Annotated in this window: 14 protein-coding genes, 1 tRNA gene and 1 pseudogene; 6 read left to right on the top strand and 10 right to left on the bottom strand. The window is 61.7% G+C overall.

Translation table 11 applies throughout. The features are described from left to right. Nucleotides 1-4: 4 nt before the first annotated feature. The 6 genes from C5J26_RS26690 to C5J26_RS26715 form a co-directional block, all read right to left on the bottom strand. On the bottom strand, nt 5-1102 hold the full coding sequence (locus C5J26_RS26690; RefSeq protein WP_105404516.1) for a hypothetical protein: 1098 nt from the start codon (nt 1100-1102) through the stop codon (nt 5-7). Nucleotides 1103-1127: 25 nt separating this feature from the next. After that, nucleotides 1128-1835, bottom strand: a complete 708-nt coding sequence (locus tag C5J26_RS26695; protein ID WP_105404517.1) for an amino acid ABC transporter permease — start codon at nt 1833-1835, stop codon at nt 1128-1130. 17 nt (nt 1836-1852) lie between these two features. Next, on the bottom strand, nt 1853-2689 hold the full coding sequence (locus tag C5J26_RS26700) for an ABC transporter substrate-binding protein (protein WP_105404518.1): 837 nt from the start codon (nt 2687-2689) through the stop codon (nt 1853-1855). 122 nt (nt 2690-2811) lie between these two features. After that, nucleotides 2812-3738, bottom strand: coding sequence for a dihydrodipicolinate synthase family protein (locus tag C5J26_RS26705; protein WP_105404519.1), 927 nt, complete (start codon nt 3736-3738; stop codon nt 2812-2814). Nucleotides 3739-3740: 2 nt separating this feature from the next. Beyond that, nucleotides 3741-5111, bottom strand: coding sequence for a dihydroorotase family protein (locus tag C5J26_RS26710; protein WP_105404520.1), 1371 nt, complete (start codon nt 5109-5111; stop codon nt 3741-3743). A 4-nt stretch (nt 5112-5115) separates the two neighbouring features. Further along, nucleotides 5116-5775 carry an aspartate/glutamate racemase family protein gene (locus C5J26_RS26715; RefSeq protein WP_105404521.1) on the bottom strand — a complete coding sequence of 220 codons (660 nt, stop codon included), beginning with the start codon at nt 5773-5775 and terminating at the stop codon, nt 5116-5118. A 273-nt stretch (nt 5776-6048) separates the two neighbouring features. Between C5J26_RS26715 and C5J26_RS26720 the strand changes: the two are divergent. After that, nucleotides 6049-6357, top strand: a pseudogene (locus C5J26_RS26720) (ATP-binding cassette domain-containing protein); the annotation flags it as partial. 36 nt (nt 6358-6393) lie between these two features. Here the strand turns inward: C5J26_RS26720 and C5J26_RS26725 are convergent. From C5J26_RS26725 to C5J26_RS26735, 3 genes are read right to left on the bottom strand one after another with little or no spacing between them, the layout of a single operon-like run. Beyond that, nucleotides 6394-7392, bottom strand: a complete 999-nt coding sequence (locus C5J26_RS26725) for a LacI family DNA-binding transcriptional regulator (RefSeq protein ID WP_245441285.1) — start codon at nt 7390-7392, stop codon at nt 6394-6396. 44 nt (nt 7393-7436) lie between these two features. Beyond that, entirely contained in the window at nt 7437-8426 is a 990-nt protein-coding gene (locus tag C5J26_RS26730) for an ABC transporter permease (protein ID WP_038547039.1), read from the bottom strand. A 13-nt stretch (nt 8427-8439) separates the two neighbouring features. Beyond that, the gene (locus C5J26_RS26735) at nt 8440-9117 is read right to left on the bottom strand and encodes an ATP-binding cassette domain-containing protein (protein ID WP_206051229.1); all 678 of its coding nucleotides are present in this window, start codon (nt 9115-9117) and stop codon (nt 8440-8442) included. A 219-nt stretch (nt 9118-9336) separates the two neighbouring features. Here C5J26_RS26735 and C5J26_RS26740 point away from each other — a divergent pair, with 219 nt between their 5' ends. The 5 genes from C5J26_RS26740 (at nt 9337) to C5J26_RS26760 (ending at nt 15043) form a co-directional block, all read left to right on the top strand. Beyond that, entirely contained in the window at nt 9337-10317 is a 981-nt protein-coding gene (locus C5J26_RS26740) for an NAD(P)-dependent oxidoreductase (protein WP_105404523.1), read from the top strand. Nucleotides 10318-10358: 41 nt separating this feature from the next. Then, on the top strand, nt 10359-11351 hold the full coding sequence (locus C5J26_RS26745) for a substrate-binding domain-containing protein (RefSeq protein WP_046669331.1): 993 nt from the start codon (nt 10359-10361) through the stop codon (nt 11349-11351). Between the two features lie 144 nt (nt 11352-11495). Continuing rightward, on the top strand, nt 11496-12443 hold the full coding sequence (locus C5J26_RS26750; RefSeq protein ID WP_046669330.1) for a sugar-binding protein: 948 nt from the start codon (nt 11496-11498) through the stop codon (nt 12441-12443). An 83-nt stretch (nt 12444-12526) separates the two neighbouring features. Further along, a complete protein-coding gene (locus C5J26_RS26755) occupies nt 12527-14032 on the top strand; it encodes a sugar ABC transporter ATP-binding protein (protein ID WP_105404524.1) in 1506 nt (501 codons plus the stop codon). A 12-nt stretch (nt 14033-14044) separates the two neighbouring features. After that, nucleotides 14045-15043, top strand: coding sequence for an ABC transporter permease (locus tag C5J26_RS26760; RefSeq protein ID WP_105404525.1), 999 nt, complete (start codon nt 14045-14047; stop codon nt 15041-15043). Nucleotides 15044-15310: 267 nt separating this feature from the next. On the opposite strand, the gene C5J26_RS26765 is transcribed toward C5J26_RS26760, so the two are convergent. Then, nucleotides 15311-15387, bottom strand: a tRNA-Met gene (locus C5J26_RS26765). Nucleotides 15388-15427 lie beyond the last annotated feature (40 nt).

The following is a 15427-nucleotide window of genomic DNA, read 5'->3' on the forward strand; positions in this document are numbered from 1 at the left end:
GAAATCAGACCCTTCTCATAACCGGCAGGTAACCGGGCCTTGTCTGGCGCGACGGATCCACCGCGTAGCGCGAAACGCCGCGCACAGTGCCGCCCGTAGGCAGATCCAGCGGCGACACGAGACCAGGCCCGGCCTCGGCCAGCGGCACGATCGTATTGGCCATGATATTGGCCGCACCGAACAGCGACTGCATGGCAGGTTTGATCGACATTTTGACAGGCATCGCGCCATCGATCTCGATCCGGTCTTCTTCGACGAGATTGAATTTTTCCGGCTGGTAATACATTGCAAGCGAGGTGCTGAGCACCTCCCTGCCCTGATGTAGCGCCCGGGCACGCTGGGTGATGCCGATGACACGGCCGGGCGGCAGGATGCCGAGCGTCGGGTCGCCGCTGTCGACCTCGAAATCGGCCGTCTCGAGATCCCAGGCCTCGGTGATCTCGTCGATCTCCAGATTGAGGGCATCTGCGATGCGGATCAGCGATTCCGGCGCACCCATGTGACCCTCGACGCGGCCATTTGCGATGCGGCGGTTGAACTCCTCGGGCGTCAGGCCGTATCCGACATGCTCGATATCCCCCGGCCCCGTGCCGGTGACGTCGATGCAGCGATGGATGGTCAGGCGCTTCACGGCGCTGGTACCGCGCGCCAGAACCAGCGGAAGCACATCGTACGAAAAACCGGGATTGATGCCGGTGCCGGTGATCGACACGCCGTTGGCCCGCGCCGCGCTGTCCAGCGCTTCAGCAAACTCGCCATAGCGAAGGCCGGGATAGAACATGGATTCGGCAGCCGACACCACATTGAGGCCTGCATTCAGGGCATCAAGCAGTTGCTCCTTGATAAGGTGAGGCTTGGACTCCGTCATATGCACCAGCACGCCCGGCTTCTCTGAAATTCCGGCGAGCGCCGAAGCGAGATCGCCGACAATCTTTACGCTGCCGAAACGCTGGTAGCCCGTGACGTCGGCCAGCGTGCGGCCGATCTTCGCGGCATCGGCGTCCACGGCCGCGACGATCTCGACGGAAGGATAGTCGGATTCGAGTACGCGCAGCAGTCGCCCGCCCATGGCGCCGACGCCGAACAGAACAGCGGTCTTCATTCAGTTTCTCCGGAATACGAGTGTCTCAACCTTTCGCCGCCGGGGTCGCGGCGTTGGTCATGTTTCGTTTGACGCTGCCGGCTGCGGCGTAACGTTCGAGCTGGCTCTGCACGATGATCCAGGCGGAATACATCAGCAGGTACCAGAAAGCGGCGACCGCATAGAGTTCGACCACAGCGTAGGTTTCGTTGATGGCGGTTCGCGTGACGCGCAGAAGCTCGCTGAAGGAAATGACCGAAAGAAGCGATGTGGTGCGCATCATCGAGGAAAATTCGTTGCCGAACGGCGGCAGGATCAACCGCACCGATTGCGGCAGGATAACGTGCAGCATGGCGGCAAGCCAGCTCATGCCCATGGCCCGGGCGGCCTGCATCTGATCGGGGGGCACGCTCCGCAATGCACCGCGTATGATCTCGGACATGTAGGCGCCCGAGTAGCAACCGAGACCGATCAACCCCGCCTCCAGCACCCCGAGCCGGATGCCGAGCTGGGGCAAGCCGAAATAGAGAAGGAAAAGCTGGACCAGCGGCGGCGTGCCACGCCAAAGCCAGACCCAGGTCCCTGAGAATATCCGCAAGACCCTGTGCCGCGACAGGGCACACAGCGCCAGGATCAACCCGATTACGGTTCCGATCGCCTGCGCCGCGATCGCGACCAGCAGGGTGACGCCAGCCACGGTGGCAAACCGTGGCTGGGCCAGATAATGCAGGAATGTCTCGACCGAGAACTGCATCGTCAACCTATATCAGATCACTGCGGGTTGAGGACGAATGCATCGACCGGAGCCACGCCCCATTTCTCGACGATCTTGTTGTAGGTGCCGTCCGCGCGCATCGCTTCGAGCGCCTTGACGATCATGTTCGCCAGCTCGGTATTGTCCTTCAGCGTCGTGATCGCAAGGCGGTTGGCCGCGTTGCCGGTGAATGCCATGTCGAAGGGCGCCTTGCTGGTGGAGATGTAATAGGCTGCCTGCGGGTCGTTCAGGTAGGCCGCATCGACCTGCTTGGTCACGGCCGCCTGGATGGCTTCCGAGTTGGAATCAAAGGCGCGGATGTCGATCGCCTTCTTTCCGGCGGCGACCATGCGGTCGCTCTGCGCCTGCAGGTTCTTGTTGGTCGTGCCGCCGGCGGCGACCGAAACAACCTTGCCGGCCAGGCCATCGAAGCAGGCATTGTAGCTGGCGGGCACGCCGATCTTGCCTTCGCACGAAATGCCGCCCGGATTGCCCTTCGGCACCATCAGGCCCTCGCCCCACTGGACGTATGCGATCATGTTCATGATCTTCAGACGATCCGGGTTAATGAAGATCGCGGTGCAGAGGCTGTCGAAGCGCTTTGCCTGGAGGCCGGGGACCAGGCCGGGAAACGCAAGGTTGGTCCACTCGACTTCCTGCCCGAGGCGTTTTCCGATCTCACCGCACATGTCCACATTGAGGCCGTCCTTCTGGCCATCGGTGCGGATGAACTGGTTCGGAGCCGCGGCGAAATCTGCGGCAAACGAGATCTTTCCCTTGGTGAGAGTCGGTTCCGCCAGCGCGGAGGTCGCCATCATGGCAAGGAAAGCAAGGCACAGTGTTTTTTTCATCATGTCATTCCCCTTTTTGTTGGTTCGATTTTACTTACTGATTTATTTCCACGTATTGCGCACCGCGCCAAAGCGGCGGCTTGCACCCGGAACCGGCGGATTGCGTCCGGTAAATCCGTAATCCATCAGCCCAGCTCCGCGAGGCGCTTCTCCTGGCGGCGAAGCAGCCGCCCCACTTCGGTCTGCGCCAGCGCATCCAGTTGCGCGCCGGGCTGGCGTTGCGCGGCCGAGGCAATCGCGCCACGCTTGGCCAGCACGTATTTGCGAACGGCAAGCCCGACGCCGGGCTGCTGCTCGTAACGGACGAGCGGCAGGTAGGCATCGAAGAGGTCCTGAGCACGATCCATCTCGCCGCGACCCGCCAGATCAGTGACCTGCACCAGCATTTCCGGGAAACCGAAGCCGGTCATGGCGCCATCGGCGCCGCGCGCGACCTCTTCGGGGAGGAAAACGCCACCATTGCCGCAAAGCACGGAAATGCGCCGTCGACCCTTCTTTTCCGCATCGCGAAGCTTGGAGATTTTCGACAGGCCCGGCCAGTCCTCGTGCTTGAGCATGACGATCTGCGGCAGGTCGTCGATCAGGCGCCCGAGCAGCTCGTCGCTGATCTGCACTGTCGTCGCCAGCGGAAAGTCCTGAAGGACGACCGGCACGTCCCCGCCCAGGAAACCACAGGCCTGCCGGTAGTAGTTCAGGATCTGCGCGTCCGTGCGCAGGCTCATCGGCGGCGCGATCATCACACCGGCGGCACCCTGTGCCATCGCCTCGTGGCTGACTTCGGCCAGGGCCGCAAGACCGGGCGACGAGACGCCGACCACGATCGGCCTACCCTGCGCCCGTGCGATGACGCGTTGGATGACTTTCCGGGACTCGGCGCCCGTCAGCTTGGGCGCTTCGCCCATCATGCCGAGAACGGTCAGACCATCGGCACCTGCCTCCAGGTAGAAGTCCGTCACGCGGTCGAGGCTATCCAGATCGAGCGATCCGTCATCCTGGAACGGCGTGACCGAGATCACGAAGACGCCGCGCGCCTTTTCGTCAAGAAGCGCCATCGTCAGTCCTTTTCGGTCGCATACCAGCCGGCGGTGGCGCGCGGTACGAATTCTCCGCTGCCGGGGCTGTTGAGAATGTTCTTGCCGTCCCAGACGAGCTGCCCGCGCAGCCAGCTTGCCGCCACGCGGACCGTGAAGGTCTCGCCGTGGAAGGGGCTCCAGTTCAGGCCGTCATGGGAGGCCGCCTCGTCCCAGACGAACGCCCCCTGTTCGAGCGCGACCAGGTCGGCATCGCGGCCGACGGCGATCGCACCCTTGCGGTCGTCGATGCCGAAGAAGCGGGCGGGACGCTCAGCCAGATATTCGGCACTGAGGCGCGCAGCGTCGAAGCCACGCGCTTCGGCAGCCGTGAAGAACGCCGGGAAGAGTGTCTCGAGGCCAGGAACGCCAGCACCTGCATCGAAGATCGAGTCGGTCAGCTTGTTGTCGATCGGCCAGCTCGAATGATCGGAGGAAACGAATGCCACGAGGTCGTCGGAAATCGACTGCCACAAGCCATCGATCGCAGCCGAACGGATGGGCGGGTTCACCTTCATCCGAGCCCCGAGCCGATCGCCGTCGCGCGCGGCATCCAGCCAGAGATAGTGAACGCAAAGCTCGCCTGTTGCCGCAGCACCAAGTCCGGCGACCGCTCCGGTCAGGCGAAAGCCCGCTTCCGTCGTCAGATGGACCGGATGGACATGCGCGCCGCTTGCAAGGCCGAGAGCCAGGAACTGGCCGGTCGCCGCCAGTTCGGCCGCCTCCGGCCGTGCCTGTGCGTGCGCAACGATCCCGTTGCGGCCAGCCGCCTTCGCCTGCGCTATGCGGGCCATGACGATCTCCTGATCCTCGTTGTGCAGCCCGAGCGGAATGCGCGTCGAAGCCAGCGACTCCATCAGGTCGAGCGCGAGGTCCTCGCCGATCCGCGGGAAGCGCACGGGATTGCTCTCGAACGACGAGATTTTGAAGGCGACAACGCCGCCTTCGATCAGCGCCACCAAGTTGGCCGTGCCCGTCTCACGGGTCGCCGTTCCATAAAGCGCCATGTCGGCATGAGAATACGCTGCGATCGCTGCGATCTTGGCATCCAGACGCCCCGGCCGATCAAGCGGTTCCGGATTGTCATATGGCATGTCGACCAACGTGGTGACCCCTCCTGCGATCGCCGAGCGCGTGGTGTCGGCGATGCCGGGGAGGCCCTTGTAGCTTGTCGCATGGGTTTGGCCATCCACCACACCGGGGAGGATAAGCGCATTCCCACGGTCGTCGATGCGCGCGGCTGCAGGCGCCTCGCCCGTTCCGACAGCGGCTATGCGACCGCCGGAGATCGCGACCCAGCCGTTTTCCAGGATGCCATCCGGCACCACAACGCGACCCTTGACGACAAGCTCCATCGGATCATCCCCTAGCGAAATATTGGAGATCGAGCGCGTTGATCGCGGCCGCAACGGCCGCCTGAACGGGATCGACGACCGGCACGCCCAACTCCTGTTGCAGCACGGGACGATGACCGCCCATGCCGGCACAGCCGAGGATCACGACACCGGCACCATCCGTTTCCGCCATGACCTTGGCAGTGCGCGCGACCGACGCGCCGGCCAGGCTCAGGTCGTTCGCTTCCGCCACGGACATGTTGACAGCCCTGTCGGCTGCAAGACGCGCAGTCAGGCCCAGCCGTTCGATATGGGCCGCATGGCGAGCAACCGAAGAAGCTCCAAGCGAGACGACGCCGAAGCGCGGTGCGAGTTGCAGTGCAGCATAGTATGCAGCCTCCGCGATGCCGACCACCGGTCGGCTCGTCGCCGCTCGCGACGCAGCAACACCCGGATCAGAAAAGCAGGCTACGACGAAGGCATCCGCATCGCTTGCAGCGATCGCGTCGACGACCATAGGCGCGACAAGCGCCACATCCTCATCCGTCTCGATGCCGATCGGCGCATCGGGAAGGCGATCGCATACGATCGTGTGCGCCGTCACCGCCTGCAACGGCGCAATGCTCGATGCGATTGCCTCGGTCACCTTCGCCGAACTGTTCGGATTGAGAACAAGAATTTTCATCACAGCCCTATTCGATAATCACGGCGAGCCTCCAGTATCTCCTGTAATATGTCAACTGATATTTTTATAGCGCATTTTTCGAAGTTACCTGTATTTTCAGATCATTAACTGATCATGAATTCGGCATATGCCTCAAAATTCTGCCTACGCAGTCATCAAATACCTCACCTCGGACAGCACCTTCGGGGTACGGCTGCGGTTCAGGTGGCGTGAAGGCGTGCGCTTTGCCGCCAAGCATCCGAGGCTACGCCTCCCAGTTCACGATGGTGGCTGGGGCAACAGCAGCGTGCTGCAATTGCCCGCGCACTCGCCCAGCGCCCGAAGGTTATGCTGTTTGACGAGCCGACGTCGGCGCTTGATCCGGAGCTGGTCGGAGAGGTCCTCAAGGTCATGCGATCGCTGGCCGAGGAGGGACGAACGATGCTGGTCGTCACCCATGAAATGGCGTTCGCCCGCGACGTCTCGAATAAAGTTGTTTTTCTTCACAAGGGAGCCGTGGAAGAAGAAGGCTCTCCCGCGGAGCTTTTTCAGTCTCCGAAGTCACCTAGGTTTCAGCAGTTTCTTGCAAGCGTCCGGCAGTAAAAGCATCCTCTAAATCGTGCTGTATCCCGCGATCGATTACACGGATTCACGCTCGACGAGGGCGCATTCGACCTTCAGCTGGTCATGGCTGCTTTTCAGGCCGCCGGCGATGTCGTGGATCATTTCCACCGCCATGGCGCCCATCTCGAACAGCGGCAGGTGCAGTGTCGTCAGCGGCGGACGGATGAACTGGGCGATGTCGCGATTGTCGAACCCGATCACGGAGACGTCCTTCGGGACGGACTTTCCCCGCTCCTTGAGCGCCTCGACGCACCCCAGCGCCATCAGATCGTTGGCGCAGAAGATGGCGTCGGGGGGATTGGGCAGATCCATCAGGAGATGGGTTTCGCTATAGCCTGATGACGGCTCCCAATTTCCATAGCGCACCAGTTGCGGGTCGAAGGTGAAGTCGTTGCTGGCCAGCGCCTGCTTGTAGCCACGCAACCGGTCACGCGGATTGTCGAGACCCTCCTGGCCGTTGATCAAGGCGACCCGGCTGCGGCCGGCACGGATCAGCCGCTCCGTGGCGGCGCGGCCACCGGCGACGTCTCCCGGCACGATGGAGGGCAGTCGCCTGTCCTGGTCGTAGCAATTGACCAGCACGGAAGGCACGGTGAACAGGGCCGCCGGCGGGTCGATCTTGCGGGTCAGGATGGTGCCGAAGATATAGCCCATCAAGGGCTGCTGCTGGCACAGCGAAAACACGTCCTCCTCGGGGTCCTCGCCCGCGCGAAAAATGCCGAGCGTGACGATGATGCCGAATTCGAGCGCCTTTTCCCGCGCGCCCTCGAAAGCGAGCGCCATCCAGGGATCGGTTGTCAGCTCGTCCGTGATGAAGCAGATGACCCTGTTGTCGGACAGGTCGCCCGACGGCGACCTGTTGGGGAGCCTGTAGCCGAGCTCCTGAACCGCATCCATCACCTTCTTGCGCGTGGCTTCGCTGAAGCGGGCGCCGGCACTGCCGTTGAGGATCAGGGAAACGGTTGCCTGTGACACACTTGCTCGCGCCGCGACATCCATCATGGTTGGTTTCAAGGCGTTCTCCATGTCGCTCGCCACAACACCGCAAAGTTTTCCACCTATCTCCGCATATTCCGGAATCGGTCGAATGCCACAGCAACGATTATGAACGTACCTATGAACATTCCTTGCCAGAAAGTCGAGATGCCCAACAGGATCAGGGAGTTGCGAATCACCTCTATCAACAATGCGCCAACCACCGCGCCAAGCGCATTGCCCTCCCCGCCCGCCAGATTGGCGCCGCCGATCACGGCGGCGGCAATCACGGTCAGTTCCATTCCCTGTCCGAGATTGGTCGTGACGCTTCCCAGCCAGCCGGCCATCAGGATGCCGGCCAGCCCGGCGGTCATGGCCGAGAACATATAGATGCTGACTTTCAGCCGCCGCACCGGAATGCCGGCCAGCACAGCTGCATTCTCGTTGCCGCCGATGGCGAAAAGATGCTGACCCCACCTTGTCCAGCGAAACACCAGCGACATGACCACGGCCAGCACGCACAGCACATATAGTGGATGGGGAAGCCCGAGTGTCGAGCCGCCGCCGATCCACAGCAGCAGGTCGTGATCGGGACCGAACTCCCAGATCATCTTGTTGTCCGAAAGCACCATCGCCAGGGACCGGGCGGCCGACAGGCTCCCGAGCGTCACGACAAAGGCCGGCATACCGGCATAGGCAATCAGGATCCCGTTGAACAGGCCGATCAGCAGGGCGGCACCCAACGCAAGACCGGCAGACAGCCAGAAGCCCATGCCGCTGGCCATGGCCACACTTATCACCATGGCGCTCAGCACCACGCTCGAGCCGACGGACAGGTCGATGCCGCCCGATGCGATCACGGCCGTCATGCCGATGGCAATGACCGCCACGAAGGCGAAATTTCGGGCGACATTGAAGAGATTGCGGTCGCTGGTGAACGCATCGGTCATCAGCGACAGGGCCAGGCATGCCAGCACGGCCGCTATGAAGACCCAAAAGACCTGCAGGTTCTTCAGTCGGGCAAACCAGCTGTCGTGCCGGGAATTGTTGATGATGTCGTCGAGTGTCGTCATGGCTATTTTTCTCCTAGGCGGCGTCGATGGCGCCGGTGATCAGTCCGGTCACTTCCTCGGGCGACGAGGCGCCCACCGGTTTTCGGCAGACCAAGCGCCCGCGGCGCAGGACGGCGATATTGTCGGACACGCTGAAGATGTCCGGCATCCGATGGCTGATCAGGATCACGCTGATGCCGCGGTCGCGCAGGCGGCGGATCAGGTCGAGCACTTCGGCCACCTGGCGTACCGAGATGGCCGCCGTCGGTTCGTCCATCATCACGATCTTCGGTTCCGACAGCAGTGTGCGGGCGATCGCGACCGCCTGGCGCTGCCCCCCGGACATGCGCCGCACGAGCTGCCGCGGGCGGGTTTCGGACTTGAGCTGCTTGAACAGCTCGGCAGAGACCGTGTTCATCCGCTTGTAATCGATGTATCGGATCGGTCCGAACCGGCGCAGCGGCTCCCTGCCCAAGAAGACGTTTGAGGCGGCCGAGAGATTGTCGGCGAGCGCGAGGTCCTGATAGACCATCTCCACCCCCTCGCGCTGCGCATCGATCGGCTTGTGAAAGACGACGGAAATTCCATCGATGCTGATTTCGCCGGTAGACGGGCGGAAATTGCCGGCGATGATCTTGGCCAGCGTGGACTTGCCCGCGCCGTTGTCACCCATCAGTCCCAGCACTTCTCCCGGTTCGATGGACAGCGACACGTCGCTGAGTGCCTGGATCGCCCCAAAGTTTTTCGAAATTCCTGAAAAGACAAGTCGCGACACGTGGTTCTCCCTCCCCGCGATGGTTTCCTGGCGCGCCGGCAGGCCGCTCTTTGCCCGCCGGCGTTCCCGTTTTGCGCATTTAATAACTAATTACTTGACTTAATATTATTAGTAAACAAAATCCCTCATGCAAAAAATGTTGCAGGGGAGTGCGACATGAAACTGCTGGTTACAGGCGGCACGGGGAAGGTAGGGCAGGCTTTCCTGCCGGCGTTCCTGTCTGATCTCCGTTTCGCGGATTGGGAGGTGGTGGCGCTTTGCAACAACAGGACCGTCATGCCTGCAGACCGCCTGTCCGTCGTCGCCGGTTCCATGTCGGATCCCGCCGTGGTCGCCGGGGCCTTGCAGGGCGTAAGCCATGTGATCCACATGGCCGCCGTCAAGGAGACGCCGGAACAGATCTTCGATGTCGCGCTGAAGGGCCTTTTCCTGCTGCTCGACGCGTTCCGCAAATCCGATACCGCCCGGCAGTTCATCCTTCTCAGCGGCGATTGCACCGTGGGCCATATCTTCCAGCGCTACGATGAGCCGATCACGGAAACCTCGACGCGCCGTGCATACAAGGGCTGCTATGCCCTGACCAAGACCCTGGAGGAGGTGATGCTGGAGCAGTTCGGCATCCAGTATGGGGTGAATTGGACGACCCTGCGGGCGCCCTGGATCATGGAAAAGGATGACTTCCGCTTCGCGCTTGCCCTGGGCGACGACCAGTTCGGCGGTCCAAGCTGGGCGGAACTGATCGACGCAGAGGCGCTCGAACAGTGCCGCAAGGGCGGCTATGCGCCCGTCATGCGCGATGCCGGTGGCGGCTACCTCAAGCGCAATTTCGTCCATGTCGACGATCTGGTCGGCGCGATCCTGGCTGCTATCGACAACCCGCGCACCAACGGCCAGCTCTTCAACATTTCAATGGACCAGCCAGTGGATTACGGCGATCTCGGCGCCCGTTTGGCGGCGCGGCATGGATTACGGCCGATCGAGATCGACACCCCGTTTCACAGCAACTGGCTCGATAATTCCAAAGCAAGAATGCTGCTTGGCTGGGCACCGCAGGTCGATCTCGAGCAGATGATCGATCGCGCATGGCGCTACGAGCGCGCGGACAACGACCCGCGCATTGTCTGGTATCCCGGCTGAGGCATGAGGCCTCGATCGGTGTAAGAGGAGGAGGAAAGAAAATGAAAATCAATATATTGGCAATGGCGGCCATGGCAGTTGCGGCGCTTGCTGCGGCGCCGGCCGCAGCGCAAGGCAAGAAGACCTTGGCGATCGTCGTCAAGGGTCTCGACAATCCGTTCTTCGAGCAGATCAATCTCGGCTGCAAGAAGTGGAAGTCGGAGAATGCGAGTAGCGAATATGAATGCCTCTATACCGGCCCGGCCTCATCGGCGGACGAGGCCGGCGAGGTCCAGATCGTCGATGACCTGCTGACGAAAGGCGTTGCGGCCATCGCCATTTCGCCCTCGAACGCGCCGGCCATGGCGACCCGCATCAAGGCCATCGCCCCGTCCGTTCCGGTCATGACTGTCGATGCGGACTTTCTCGAGAAGGACCATGCTCTGCGCAAGACCTATCTGGGCACCGACAACTACCTGATGGGCGTGAAGATGGCCGAGCAGACCATGAAGCTGAAGCCGAAGGGCGGGTCGGTCTGCCTGCAACTCGGCAACGTGGCCGCCGCCAATATCAATGCCCGCGCCCAGGGCTTCCGCGACACCATCGGCGGCGCCAAGAACATCGATCGCCTGACCGGACAGGGCGGTTGGAAGGAAATCGGAGGGTGCCCGGTTTACACCAACGACCAGGCAGACCTTGCTAACCAGCAGATGTCGGATGTGTTCACTGCAAATCCCACACTGGACGCCTTCATCCTTGTCGGCGGCTGGGCGCAGTTTGCCCCGCAGGCCTATGCGCAGGTCACGGACCAGGTGATGCCCAAGCTCAAGAGCAAGGAGTTGATCATCATCGCCGGCGACACGCTGCCGCCGCAGACCAAGGCCTTCCGCGAAGGTCGCAGCCATTCGCAGGTCGGCCAGCGCCCCTTCGAGATGGGCTACAAGGCGCCTGACGTCATGATCAAGCTGATCAAGGGCGAGAAAGTGGCCGATCCGCTGTTTACCGGCCTTGACGTCTGCAACCTCGACGATCCGGGTTTCTGCGCCAAGAACTAGTGCGGATCCCTGCCAGGGAGGTGCCGGTTCGTCTCCCGGCCCCTTTGGCAGGATGCACGTTATTAGTAATAATATTACTTAGCCACCAGATGTGAAACTGTGTTTAGCGCGACCTTTGAGGAATGGGTCGCGGGGAGGAACAACATGAAACGTCTCAATTCGCTGATGCTTGCCGCAGGCCTGGTGCTTGCCGCCAGTCCGTCACTTGCCGAGGACAAGCCGGCGCTCGCCTTTGTCGTCAACGCCGCGTCCGATTTCTGGAAACTGGCTGAGGCTGGCGTGAAGGCGGCCCAGGCTGAATTGCCTGGTTACGACCTGCAGTTCCGTTACCCGGCCCAGGGGACCGCCGCCCTGCAGAATGCCCTGATGGACGACCTGGTCGCCGCCGGGGCGGATGCGATCATGATCTCGTCGGCCGATCCGAAAAACTCGATCGGCGCCTTCAACAGGATCGCGGCCCAGGTGCCGCTGTTCACCACCGATAGCGATGCGCCCGCCAGCAAGCGCATCGCCTATCTCGGTTCGTCCAATACGGATGCCGGGGTCCAGGCCGGCGAGATCGCCCGGGCGGCCATGCCCAAGGGCGGAAAATGCATGGGCTTCGTCGGCTTCTTGGGGGCCGACAATGCCGTCGAACGGATCGCAGGCTTCCGCAAGGCGGTTAAAGGATCCGGCATAGAGCTGGTCGATGTGCGTGGCGACGATGTCGATTTCGCCCGCGCCCGGTCGAATGTCGATGACGTGCTGGCCGCCAACCCTGACATCACCTGCATGGTCGGCTTCTATTCCTATAATCCGCCCAAGATCTACGAAGCGCTGCAGGCGGCCGGCAAGCTGGGAAAAATCCAGGTCATCGCCTTCGACGAAGATCCCGTCACGCTCGGCGCGGTGAGGGAAGGCAAATTCGCCGGAACCGTGGTCCAGGATCCCTACCAATGGGGATACCAGGGCATGAAGCTGATGGCCGCCTACCTGAAGGGCGACAAGTCGCAGGTACCGGCAAACGGCCTGATCATCGTGCCGACCAAAAAGATCGACAAGGGCAATGTCGATGCCTTCGCCGCCGAATTGAAGGCGCGCGTGGGGAAATAGAAGCCGTCTCCAAAAAGGTCCCTGCTGCACGAACTCCCGTGGTTCGTGCAGCACCTATCCGTTTCTGCCATCCGGGAGTTTCGATGACGGCCTATCGGCAAAAAGACATATCGCTCGACCTTCTGGGGATTACCAAGGTCTATCCGGGAGCAATCGCCCTCAACAATGTCTCGCTGAGCATTCGCGGCGGCGAGGTGGTCGGCCTGGTTGGAGAAAACGGTGCGGGAAAATCCACGCTGATGAAAGTGCTAAGCGGCGCCATCGCGCCGGACGAGGGCCACATCGTCATCGATGGCGAGGAAGTGACATCGCTGACATCAGCGCGCGTGCATGAGCGCGGCATCGCCCTTGTCCACCAGGAACTCAATCCGTTTTCCAATCTTGATGTGACGGCAAACGTGCTTCTGGGGCGCGAGATCAGGCGCGGGATGTTCGGCTTTCTCGACCAGGCCGCCATGGAGCGCAAGGTCGCGCCGATCCTCGCCAGGCTGGATACTCGTTTCGGTCCGAATGACGCTGTCTCCGGCCTGTCCCTGGCCGACCAGCAATTGCTTGAAATCGCCCGCGCGCTTTCGATCGATCCGCGCCTGCTCATTCTCGACGAACCCACGTCCAGCCTGACCCTGTCCGAGACCAAGCGTCTTCTTGACGTAATCAGGCAGTTGAGCGCCGACGGCGTGGCGGTGCTGTTCATCACCCACCGCCTGGCTGAAATCGAGGAGGTGGCGAGCCGCGTCGTGGTGCTGCGTGACGGCCGCAATGCCGGAGCCCTCGGTTGCGGCGAGATCACCAAGGACGCCATGATCCGGTTGATGATCGGCCGCGATGTCGGCCAGTTCTATGAAAAGGCAGAGCATGACCCCGGCAGGCCGGTGCTGGAATTGAAGGGACTGCGCACAAAGGCCTATCCGCAGCATCCGCTCGACCTTTGCCTGCGCGCGGGCGAGATCCTGTGCCTGACGGGCCTGGTCGGTGCGGGGCGTACGGAGCTTGCCCGCGCGCTTTTTGGCATAGACCGCATCGAAGGGGGCGTGCTGGAGATCAAGGGCCAGCGGCTCTTCGGCCATTCCGTTCCAGCCGCCATCGCCGCCGGCCTCTGCCTGGTGCCGGAGGATCGCAAGGCGGAAGGCCTTTTTCTCGATTTCTCGATCACCGAGAACATCGCCATGCCGAGCCATGCCGCGCTGTCGCGACTAGGATTTGTCGATATAGGCGCCGAGACCGCCCTGGCTGAGGCATCGCGGCACAAACTGAACATCAAGACGGCAGGCCTTGGTCGCGCGGCGGCAGAAATGTCCGGTGGCAACCAGCAGAAGGTGGTCTTGGCCAAATGGCTAGCAATGAAGCCGAGGATCATCATTCTGGACGAGCCCACACGCGGTATCGATGTCGGCGCTAAAGCGGAAGTCTACCGCCTGATGCAGGCGCTCGCCGCTGATGGCGTAGCGCTGCTGATGATCTCGTCGGACATGGAAGAGGTGATCGGGATATCCGATCGGGTCGCCGTCATGTGCCGCGGTCGCATCGCCGGTACGCTTGCGCGCGATCAACTGACCGAGGAGGCCATTCTCCAACTGGCCGTGGAATAGGGACTCCGTAGCATGCATAAAAAAGATATCGGATTAGCCACGCTTGTGATGACCGTCGGAGCAATCGTCGCCGTGATGAATCCACGGTTCCTGTCGCCGATCAACCTGGCCAACACGGCAAACCTGATCGGCCTCTTCGGGCTGTTCTCCATTGCCGAGGCCTTCGTCATCGTCACGGCGGGCATCGAACTGTCCATCGGCTCGGTGATCGCGTTGATTGGCGTCATTTTTGTCGATCTAATCGCCAGCCTCGGCGTTCCTTGGCCAGTCGCACTTGCAATCGTGCTGGTGCTGTCAGTCACCATCGGCCTTCTGCACGGCTGGCTGATAACCCGCCTCAAGCTTCAGCCTTTCGTCGTCACGCTCTGCGGGCTTTTGATCTATCGCGGCATCGCGCGCTTCTACACCAGGGATGGCACAGCCGGCTTCACCTTCGGGTCCGACTTTCCGATGCTGGAATATCTGATCGCGGGCCGCACAGCCGGCGTGCCGCATTCCGTCGTCGCGTTCCTGCTGGTAGCTGTTGCCGCCTGGTTTCTCCTGCACCGGACCGTGCTCGGCCGGCATCTTTTTGCCGTCGGCAAAAATCCCGAGGCGGCGAGTTTTTCAGGTATCGACACCACCAGGGTCATCATCCAGGCCTATGTGCTTTGCGCTTTCCTGACGGGCATTTCGGCGGTGTTTTTCGCCATGTATACCCGCTCCGTCCAGCCTTCCTCCCATGGCAATTTTTACGAGCTGTACGGCATAGCCGCTGCGGTCCTCGGTGGCTTCTCTTTGCGGGGCGGCGAGGGATCGATCATCGGCGTGGTGCTGGGCGTGATCCTGCTTCAGGTCCTGCAAAACCTCGTCAATCTCCTGGGCATCCCCTCTTCCCTGAATTTCGCCGTCATGGGCAGCGTCATCCTTGCCGGCGTGATCGCCGACACGCAGTTTTCCCGCTACCGCGACGCCCGCAGGCAGGCCATTGCCATGGCCGCCTTGGAAGACGGTGGCAAGCCTCAATCGTGAGCTGAAAGCTTCCGGCTGAGGCTACGATCGCAGGGGCGTGACGGCTTCCGGCCCCTCTCCAGTCAATCGTCGAGACCCCAACGAGTAGCCTTTCCCGCCCTTATTTTGCCATCTGTTGCTCTTGAAGGGATCTGAACCAACGGCCCCACGACATAGTTGGCGGAATTTAATGGGCGAGCATTTGCCTTGTAGGCTGCTTTTTTGGAGTTTAGAACGCAAAGCGCTCCACGAGGGGGCTTTGTTATGTATGGGGTGAGTTTTGGAATTTGGTTGCGGGGGCAGGATTTGAACCTGCGGCCTTCAGGTTATGAGCCTGACGAGCTACCGGGCTGCTCCACCCCGCGTTATAAGGTTTTTGCCTGCGGCAAAAGACCGTGCGTAAAT

The organism is Neorhizobium sp. T7_12 (assembly GCF_002968535.1).
Lineage (GTDB): Bacteria > Pseudomonadota > Alphaproteobacteria > Rhizobiales > Rhizobiaceae > Neorhizobium > Neorhizobium tomejilense.

Bases quoted from the DNA above. Each gene is read 5' to 3' on its own strand.
- C5J26_RS26710 (WP_105404520.1), bottom strand. From the start codon at position 5,111: ATGGAGCTTGTCGTCAAGGGTCGCGTTGTGGTGCCGGATGGCATCCTG.
- C5J26_RS26745 (WP_046669331.1), top strand. From the start codon at position 10,359: ATGAAAATCAATATATTGGCAATGGCGGCCATGGCAGTTGCGGCGCTT.
- C5J26_RS26690 (WP_105404516.1), bottom strand. From the start codon at position 1,102: ATGAAGACCGCTGTTCTGTTCGGCGTCGGCGCCATGGGCGGGCGACTG.
- C5J26_RS26705 (WP_105404519.1), bottom strand. From the start codon at position 3,738: ATGGCGCTTCTTGACGAAAAGGCGCGCGGCGTCTTCGTGATCTCGGTC.
- C5J26_RS26755 (WP_105404524.1), top strand. From the start codon at position 12,527: ATGACGGCCTATCGGCAAAAAGACATATCGCTCGACCTTCTGGGGATT.
- C5J26_RS26740 (WP_105404523.1), top strand. From the start codon at position 9,337: ATGAAACTGCTGGTTACAGGCGGCACGGGGAAGGTAGGGCAGGCTTTC.
- C5J26_RS26700 (WP_105404518.1), bottom strand. From the start codon at position 2,689: ATGATGAAAAAAACACTGTGCCTTGCTTTCCTTGCCATGATGGCGACC.
- C5J26_RS26750 (WP_046669330.1), top strand. From the start codon at position 11,496: ATGAAACGTCTCAATTCGCTGATGCTTGCCGCAGGCCTGGTGCTTGCC.
- C5J26_RS26760 (WP_105404525.1), top strand. From the start codon at position 14,045: ATGCATAAAAAAGATATCGGATTAGCCACGCTTGTGATGACCGTCGGA.
- C5J26_RS26715 (WP_105404521.1), bottom strand. From the start codon at position 5,775: ATGAAAATTCTTGTTCTCAATCCGAACAGTTCGGCGAAGGTGACCGAG.
- C5J26_RS26695 (WP_105404517.1), bottom strand. From the start codon at position 1,835: ATGCAGTTCTCGGTCGAGACATTCCTGCATTATCTGGCCCAGCCACGG.
- C5J26_RS26730 (WP_038547039.1), bottom strand. From the start codon at position 8,426: ATGACGACACTCGACGACATCATCAACAATTCCCGGCACGACAGCTGG.